Genomic DNA, 7,581 nt, shown 5'->3' on the forward strand with positions numbered 1-7,581 from the left:
CGGCGTCGAGCTGCTCGCCTGGGACGACACCGCCGCCGTCGCGGCCGCGATCGCCGAAGCGGATGCCATCCTCGTCTCGATCCCGCCCGCCGCCGGCCGCGACCCGGCGCTCGCGCGCTACGGCGCCGCGCTCGGGCGCGCGCGGCCGCGCTGGGTCGGCTATCTCTCCACCACCGGCGTCTACGGCGACCGGCAGGGCGGCTGGGTGGACGAGACCGGCGCCCTCGCCCCGGTCTCCGAACGCGGCCGCTGGCGGGTCGCCGCCGAGCAGGCCTGGCTCGCCACCGGCCTGCCGGTGCACCTCTTCCGCCTCGCCGGCATCTACGGCCCGGGGCGGAGCGCCCTCGACAAGCTGCGCGCCGGGCGGGCGCAGCGGATCGTGAAGCCCGGCCAGGTCTTCAGCCGCATCCACGTCGACGACATCGCCGCCGCCCTCCTCGCCTCGCTGGCCCGCCCCGACCCCGGCCGCGCCTACAACCTCGCCGACGACGAGCCGGCCCCGCCGCAGGACGTGATCGCCCACGCCGCGCGGCTCCTCGGCCTGCCGCCGCCGCCCGAGGTGCCCTTCGAGGCGGCCGACCTCTCGCCGATGGCGCGCAGCTTCTACGCCGAGTCGAAGCGGGTGGCGAACCGGCGGATCAAGCAGGAGCTCGGCCTGCGCCTCGCCTGGCCCGACTATCGCGCCGGCCTCGCCGGCCTCCTGGCGGCCGGCTTCTGATGGCCGCCTGCAACAGCCGGCGGAATTATGCGCCGGCCCGCGCTCTTCGCTGGCATTTCCCCGCTGCATCAGCGAAAAGAGCGGGCAATGCGGGATAAGGTGCCGGCGGGCGCCGCTTGAGGTTGGGTGGATGCAGCGAAAGCCCCTGCGTGCGGGAGTGGCCATGCTGGCGTTGGCGGCGGCCGCCTCCATCGCGCCCGGCACCACCGCACCCGCCCAGGAGACCGCGCCGCCGCGGCCGAGCCTCAACCTCTACGGCGCCACCGGCCTCATCGACATGCCGAGCGCCGAGGCGCAGCCCGACGCGCAGGTCTCGGCCAGCTACAGCCAGTTCGGCAACACCTCGCGCCGCAACTTCACCTTCCAGCTCCTCCCGCGGATCTCGGCGACGCTGCGCTATGCCTCGATCAAGGACTGGGGCAATTCCGATGACCCGGAATACAAGCTCTTCGACCGCAGCCTCGACGTGCAGTTCCAGCTGCTGAAGGAGCGCGGGACGTGGCAGCCGTCGGTCGCGCTCGGCTTCCGCGACGTGCTCGGCACCGGCGTCTACTCGGCCGAATACCTCGTCGCCAGCAAGACCATCGCCCGCGACTTCACCGTCACCGGCGGCATCGGCTGGGGGCGGCTCGCCAGCGTCGGCGGGGTGACCAACCCCTTCTGCTCGATGTCGGACAGTTTCTGCGAGCGCAAGATCGACTACGACGAGGGCGGCACGCCGACCTTCGACGCCATGTTCCACGGCGAGGACATGGGCTTCTTCGGCGGCGTGGAGTGGCGCACGCCCATCGACAAGCTGACGCTGAAGGCCGAGATCTCCTCCGACGCCTACACCCGCGAGCAGGCGGGCCCCGAGGCCGACTTCGAGCGCAAGTCGCCGATCAACGTCGGCGCCGAGTACCGGCTGACCCCCGGCATCACGCTCGGCGGCTACTATATGTACGGCTCGACCGTGGGCATCAACGTCGTCGTGTCGGGCAATCCCTACAAGCCGCTCACGCCGCAGAACCTCGGCACGGGACCGGTGCCGATCAACCCGCGCCCGGCGAACGCCAACCGGAGCGGCGCCTGGGTGAACGACCAGGGCGCGAAGGCGACGCTGACCGAGGCCGTGGCCAAGGCGCTCAACGCCGACGGCATCACGCTCGACGCGATGAGCTACACCGCCGATGCGGTCGAGGTCAGGATCATCAACCGGCAGATCAGCCAGGACCCGAAGGCGATCGGCCGCACCGCGGCGGTGCTGGCGGCGGCGATGCCCTACTCGGTCGAGCGCTTCAGCATCACCCCGCTGCAGAACGGCCTTCCGACCACCACGGTCACCGTGCAGCGGACCGACCTCGAGGCGCAGGCCAACCGGCCCTTCGCCGGGGTGCAGAGCTGGGAGACGACGCAGATCGAGGGCGCGCTGCCCGTGCTGGCGCAGGGCCAGAGCTGGCGGCGGGACGTCTATCCGCTCTGGAGCTGGGCCTTCATCCCGCTGCCGACGGTGCAGATCTTCGGCGGCAACGACGGGTTCCGCCCGCAGCTCACGCTGCAGTTCCGCGGCAGCGTCAGCCTCTCGCCCGGCCTCTCGGCATCGGCGATGGTGCGCCAGCCGCTCCTCGGCGAATTCTCCGATCCCGGCGACACCGAGTCCTCGGGCAACCTGCCGCAGGTCCGCAGCCAGTCGAAGCGCTACTATTCCGGCTGGGATCCGAAGCTGATCCGGCTGACCGGCGACTATCTCTTCAAGCTCAACCGCGACACCTACGGGCGGGTGTCGGCCGGCCTGCTCGAGCGCGCCTTCGGCGGCGTCAGCGGCGAGGTCCTCTGGAAGCCGGTCGAGCAGAGCTGGGGCCTCGGCGCCGAGCTCAACTACGTCGCGCAGCGCGATCCCTACAGCCCCTTCGGCTTCGGCTACTACGACTACCAGGTGGCGACCGGGCATGCCTCGGTCTACTGGGACACCGGCTGGTACGGCATCGAGACGCAGCTCTCGGCCGGGCGCTACCTCGCCGGCGACTGGGGCGCCACGCTCGCCGTCTCGCGGCGCTTCGCCAACGGCTGGGCGGTGGGCGCCTACGCCACCAAGACCGACGTCTCGGCCGAGGACTTCGGCGAGGGGAGCTTCGCCAAGGGCCTCACGCTCTCCATCCCGCTCCGCTGGTCGACGCCGTTCGAGACCCGGCAGACGATCGACGGCAACCTCACCTCGCTCGCGAACAACGGCGGCGCGTTCCTCAACATCCAGAACCGCCTCTATCCGATGGTGCGCGAGTACGACCGCAACCGCCTGGAGCGGAACTGGGGAGCCTTCTGGCAATGAAGCGGCTCTTCGCCCTCGTGTCGCTGGCGGCGCTGACGGCCTGCGGCAGCGGCGGGAAGGACCCGATCGTGCAGGCGGCGATCGAGGAGTTCGGCGGCTTCTGGTCGCGCGAGGACGACACGCCCAAGGCGCCGCCCCGGGTGGTGACCCGCGCCGACATCGAGCGGGCCGACGTGGCGGCGATCCAGGCGCGGCTCGAGAGCGACGCGTCGCCGACGCTGATGTACGGCGCCGCCTCGAACGGCGGCTTCGTCACCTATTCCTCGGCGCTCCAGCAGCAGATCGTCCTGCGCGGGGCGCAGATCACCGGGACGCGCGGCATGGGCACCGACCTGCTCGCCTCCTGGAGCGAGGGGCCCGACCCCCTGGCCCGCCGCACCCCGCCGGGGAGCTGGCCGCACGGCGTGCGGCGCTTCTACGAGCTGCCGGCGATCGGCCCCAAGGGGGAGGTCGTCTCCTTCGACTGCCACTTCGAGCCGCCGGCGCCGGCGGAGATGACCATCCTGCAGCTGCGCTACCAGGGCGTGCAGATCCCGGAGATCTGCGACGGCCCGACCGGGCATTTCGAGAATCTGCACTTCGTCGATTCGTCGGGGTCGGTCTGGCGCAGCCTGCAGTGGGTCGGGCCGAAGATGGACCTCGTCGACATGCAGGTCCTCGAGCCCTACACCGGAGACTGAGCCGCTCACCTCGCGGTTGAGCCGTCGCCGCCGCCGGCGGCGCGCCGCCCATCGGCGTGCGAATCGCGTGATTCGCGATTCGCGAAAAGAAAAGGGGCAACGCCGTGCAGCGTTGCCCCAATCGCTATCCGCGTCGCAGGGCGCCGCGGCTCAGTGAAGGACGATCAGTTCGCGGCGTCCGTGGTGTCGTCGTCGTCGTCGTCGTCGTCGTTCGAGATCGCGTAGGCGATCGCGGCGAGACCGATCACCGGGATCAGCCAGGCGGCGTTCGAGCCACCCATCGGGGCGGGCTCGGCGACCACGACCGGCTCCTCGGGAGCCTCGAAGACCAGGCTGCCTGCAAACGCCTGGCCGGCCAGCACCAGAGCCACCGCAGTGGTTACGATAAGCTTCATTGTTGTCCTCCTCAGAGTGCGGGTCTGCGATACTGCTAGCTCGCCCGGACCTGCGAGCGGACAAGCTAATGCCTCGACACTAACCAACTTTCCCTCGTTCGTTCAATCGGTGAAAGCGGCGAACTCCAGTAAATCACAGGTGTTGTCAAATTAGCAACACCGGCGTCCCGATCTGCGCGCGGTCGTACACCTCGAGGATGTGCTCGTTGAACAGCCCGACGCAGCCCGAGGACGACTGCCGCCCGATCTTGCGGATGTCGTTGGTGCCGTGGATGCGGTAGGAGGGCCAGCCGAGGTTCAGCGCGCGGATGCCGAGCGGGTTGTCCGGCCCTGGCGGCACGTACCGCGGCAGGTCGGGATTGCGCTCGAGCATGGCCGGCGTCGGCCGCCAGTCCGGCTCCGGGCGCTTGAGCGTGATCGCGGTGCGACCGCGGCGGGTCATTTCCTCGGTCAGCGGCACGGAGGTCGGGTAGATCCGGTAGAAGCCGTCCGCGCCCCAGTAGTGCAGCACCCGGTCGTTGATCTTGACCAGGATCGCGTCGTTCGCGATCGAGCTGAAGTGGTTCTGCCACTCCTCGGTGTGCAGTCCGGAGATGCGGCGCAGCAGCCGTGGCGCATCCTGCGAATCCGGCACATAGTCGTGCAGCGCCTCCTGCTGCTCCGCCGCGAAGGCCGAGCCGGCCGCGAGGGTGGCGGCACCGGCGAGCGCGAGCCGCCCGAACGTCCGGCGATTCATGACCCGGCCGCTCGGGTCGCTGTTCCTCTGCATCGTCTGTCTCCAGTTCCCTCCTGGGATCGGGGCGGCATTATGCCTCCCGAGGCGCGAAGAGTGCAACTCACAGTTGGAGCAGCGCCCGGCGGGGCGGCGCCCGCCAGCCAGCGCCCGCCAGCCAGCGCCCGCCAGCCAGCGCCGGCCAGCCAGCGCCGGCCAGCCGGCGCCGGGCGGATCCGCGGCTCTGCTTTGGGTTTGAACCGCCCCGAAAAAGCCGTTAGAGACGGTGATCGAGCAACGATCAGGCGGATTTACCCCGATGTTCCGACCGTTTCTGGCCGCTCTGGCCGTCCTTCTTGCGCTCTCGGCCTGCGAGTCGAGCCAGGGGGGCGGCAAGCGGCTGACCCAGGCCGACGTCAACCCGATCCGGCTGAGGCACCTCGACGCGGTGAACGCGGTGCGCGCCGAGCACGGGGCGCAGCCGGTGCAGCTCTCCGCCGAGCTCAACGCCGCCGCCGAGACCCACGCCCGCGACATGTCGGTGCAGAAGCGCGCCTGGCACTTCGGCTCGGACCTCACCAGCCCGCGCGAGCGCGCCTTCCGCGCCGGCTACCGCGGCGAGATCGTCGGCGAGAACCTCTCCGAGGGCTCGGATTCCGACCTGACCGTGCTGCAGAGCTGGCTCGGCTACAGCGACACCCGGGCGGTGATCCTCGATCCCGCAGCGCGCGGCCTCGGCATCGGCTGGTACGAGGACGCCACCGGCAAGATCTGGTGGGTGCAACTGCTAGGCGAGTAGCGGCGGCACCGGCCGCCGCCCGCGGATCAGGCGAAAATGCGGATCAGGCGAGGATGGTGATCGGGATCCCGGTCGGCACCATCGACCAGATCTCCTCCATCTCGGCGTCCGAGACGGCGATGCAGCCCGCCGTCCAGTCGGTCTTCCGCCGGTCGGCGGTGCGCCGCGGCCCGCCGTGGATGAAGATGTCGCCGCCCGGCTTCACCCCGAGCGCGCGCGCCCGGGCGACGTCGAGCGCGTTCGGATAGCTCACCCCGAGGCTGAGGTAGAACTCGCTCCGCGGATTGCGCCGGTCGATGTAGTAGCGCCCCTCCGGCGTCCGGCCGTCGCCCGACTGCTGCTTGTGGCCCCGCGGCGTGAAGCCGAGGTGGACCTTGTAGCGCTTCAGCGTCTCCGCGCCGCTCATCAGCGCCAGCACCCGCTTCGACTTCGAGACCACGATGTGGTTGGCACGCGGCGCCAGCGTCGGGACGTAGCTCGCCCGCGCCGGCACGCTGCCGAGCGCGAGGAAGCCCGCGGTCAGCGCGAGCGCGCTGCGCCGGGTCCAGAGTTTCCGCTCGACCGCCAGGTCGTCATCGTCGAGGGGAAGCTCCGCCTCCCCGAGAAGCCACGTCCGCTCGTTCATGTCGCCTGCTCTTGTCGTTGTCGGGTTCCCGCCGGTGAGGACGGTCCCATTTCTGCCTGATATGGTTGATATACTCCTAACCCGGCAGATTCGGGAAGCCCGCTTGCGCGCCGCGTCAAACGGCGACCGCCGCGGCGGCGGGACGGGCGCGCCGCGCCCGCTCGGAGGCGCTCTTCAGCTGGCCGCAGGCGGCCATGATGTCCTCGCCGCGCGGCGTCCTGACCGGCGAGGCATAGCCCGCCCGGTTGACGATGGCGCCGAAGGCCTCGATCCGCTCCGGGTCCGACCGCTCGTAGGGCGCGCCCGGCCAGGGGTTGAACGGGATGAGGTTGATCTTGGCCGGGATGCCGGCGATCAGCCTGACCAGCCGCCGCGCGTCGGCGTCGCTGTCGTTCACCCCCTTCAGCATCACGTACTCGAAGGTGATCCGCTCGGCGTTCGAGAGCCGCGGATAGGCGCGGCAGGCGGCCAGCAGCTCGCCGATCGGCCACTTGCGGTTGATCGGCACCAGCACGTCCCTGACCGCGTCGGTGGTGGCATGGAAGGAGATGGCGAGCAGGCAGCCGATCTCCGCCCCGACCCGCGCGATCTCCGGCACCACCCCCGAGGTCGAGAGGGTGATCCGCCGCCGCGACAGCGCGATCCCCTCGCCGTCCATGCAGATCTTCATCGCGTCGCGCACCGCCTCGAAGTTGTAGAGCGGCTCGCCCATGCCCATCAGCACCAGGTTCGAGACCAGCCGCTTCTCGTCCGGCTTCCGCCCCCAGTCCTCGAGGTCGTCGCGCGCGACCATCACCTGCCCGACGATCTCGGCCGCGGTCAGGTTCCGGACCAGCCGCTGGGTGCCGGTATGGCAGAAGGAGCAGGTGAGCGTGCAGCCGACCTGGCTCGAGACGCAGAGCGTCCCGCGGTCGGCCTCCGGGATGTAGACCGTCTCGATCTCCGCCCCGCCGTCGATCCGGAGCAGATACTTCCGCGTCCCGTCGGCCGAGACCTGCCGCGTCACGATCTCCGGCCGCGCGATGCGGAACCGCCCGGCGAGGAGCTCGCGATAGGGCCGCGCCAGGTTGGTCATCGCCATGAAGTCGCGGGCGCCGCGGTGATAGAGCCACTGCCAGACCTGCGCGACCCGCATCGTCGCCTGCGCCTCCGGCGTGCCGGCCTCGACCAGCGCCGCCCGCAGCGCCGCCCGCCCCATCCCGACCACGTTCGGCAGCCCCGCCTCGGCCGGGCGGCGGGGCAGGGTCACGAGATCGGGCGAGATCGGAAGGGTGGCGGTCATCGGCTTCGCGGGGAACAGGCGCTTCGCGCGCCGGACGCGCACGGGTTCGGCCGTCTAGATAG

Annotated in this window: 8 protein-coding genes; 4 read left to right on the plus strand and 4 right to left on the minus strand. The window is 70.8% G+C overall.

All coding sequences use genetic code 11. The annotated features are described in order from the left end of the window. From Q0112_RS01400 to Q0112_RS01410, 3 genes are all read left to right on the plus strand, one after another. Nucleotides 1–718 (plus strand): SDR family oxidoreductase (locus Q0112_RS01400; RefSeq protein WP_297970447.1); only part of this gene is annotated, 718 nt, incomplete at its 5' end. Nucleotides 719–881: 163 nt separating this feature from the next. After that, nucleotides 882–3,026 (plus strand): YjbH domain-containing protein, encoded by a 2,145-nt coding sequence (locus tag Q0112_RS01405; protein WP_297970449.1) that lies wholly within the window; start codon nucleotides 882–884, stop codon nucleotides 3,024–3,026. Next, nucleotides 3,023–3,706 (plus strand): YjbF family lipoprotein, encoded by a 684-nt coding sequence (locus Q0112_RS01410; RefSeq protein ID WP_297970451.1) that lies wholly within the window; start codon nucleotides 3,023–3,025, stop codon nucleotides 3,704–3,706. Before Q0112_RS01405 ends, Q0112_RS01410 begins: the two co-directional genes overlap by 4 nt. Nucleotides 3,707–3,870: 164 nt before the next feature. Here the strand turns inward: Q0112_RS01410 and Q0112_RS01415 are convergent, their stop codons facing one another. Both Q0112_RS01415 and Q0112_RS01420 read right to left on the minus strand, forming a co-directional pair. Continuing rightward, a complete protein-coding gene (locus Q0112_RS01415) occupies nucleotides 3,871–4,101 on the minus strand; it encodes a hypothetical protein (protein ID WP_297970453.1) in 231 nt (76 codons plus the stop codon). A gap of 145 nt (nucleotides 4,102–4,246) precedes the next feature. Continuing rightward, on the minus strand, nucleotides 4,247–4,870 hold the full coding sequence (locus Q0112_RS01420) for a L,D-transpeptidase (RefSeq protein ID WP_297970455.1): 624 nt from the start codon (nucleotides 4,868–4,870) through the stop codon (nucleotides 4,247–4,249). Nucleotides 4,871–5,132: 262 nt separating this feature from the next. Here Q0112_RS01420 and Q0112_RS01425 point away from each other — a divergent pair, with 262 nt between their 5' ends. Continuing rightward, nucleotides 5,133–5,612, plus strand: coding sequence for a CAP domain-containing protein (locus Q0112_RS01425; protein WP_297970457.1), 480 nt, complete (start codon nucleotides 5,133–5,135; stop codon nucleotides 5,610–5,612). Nucleotides 5,613–5,655: 43 nt separating this feature from the next. Here Q0112_RS01425 and Q0112_RS01430 read toward each other — a convergent pair whose 3' ends face one another. Together Q0112_RS01430 and rlmN are read right to left on the minus strand one after the other, a co-directional pair. Further along, nucleotides 5,656–6,237, minus strand: coding sequence for a L,D-transpeptidase family protein (locus tag Q0112_RS01430; protein ID WP_297970459.1), 582 nt, complete (start codon nucleotides 6,235–6,237; stop codon nucleotides 5,656–5,658). 115 nt (nucleotides 6,238–6,352) lie between these two features. Beyond that, complete coding sequence (gene rlmN / locus Q0112_RS01435; protein WP_297970461.1) at nucleotides 6,353–7,519, minus strand: 23S rRNA (adenine(2503)-C(2))-methyltransferase RlmN; 1,167 nt, start codon at nucleotides 7,517–7,519, stop codon at nucleotides 6,353–6,355. Nucleotides 7,520–7,581 lie beyond the last annotated feature (62 nt).

It is taken from the genome of uncultured Amaricoccus sp. (assembly GCF_937858865.1).
GTDB lineage: Bacteria > Pseudomonadota > Alphaproteobacteria > Rhodobacterales > Rhodobacteraceae > Amaricoccus.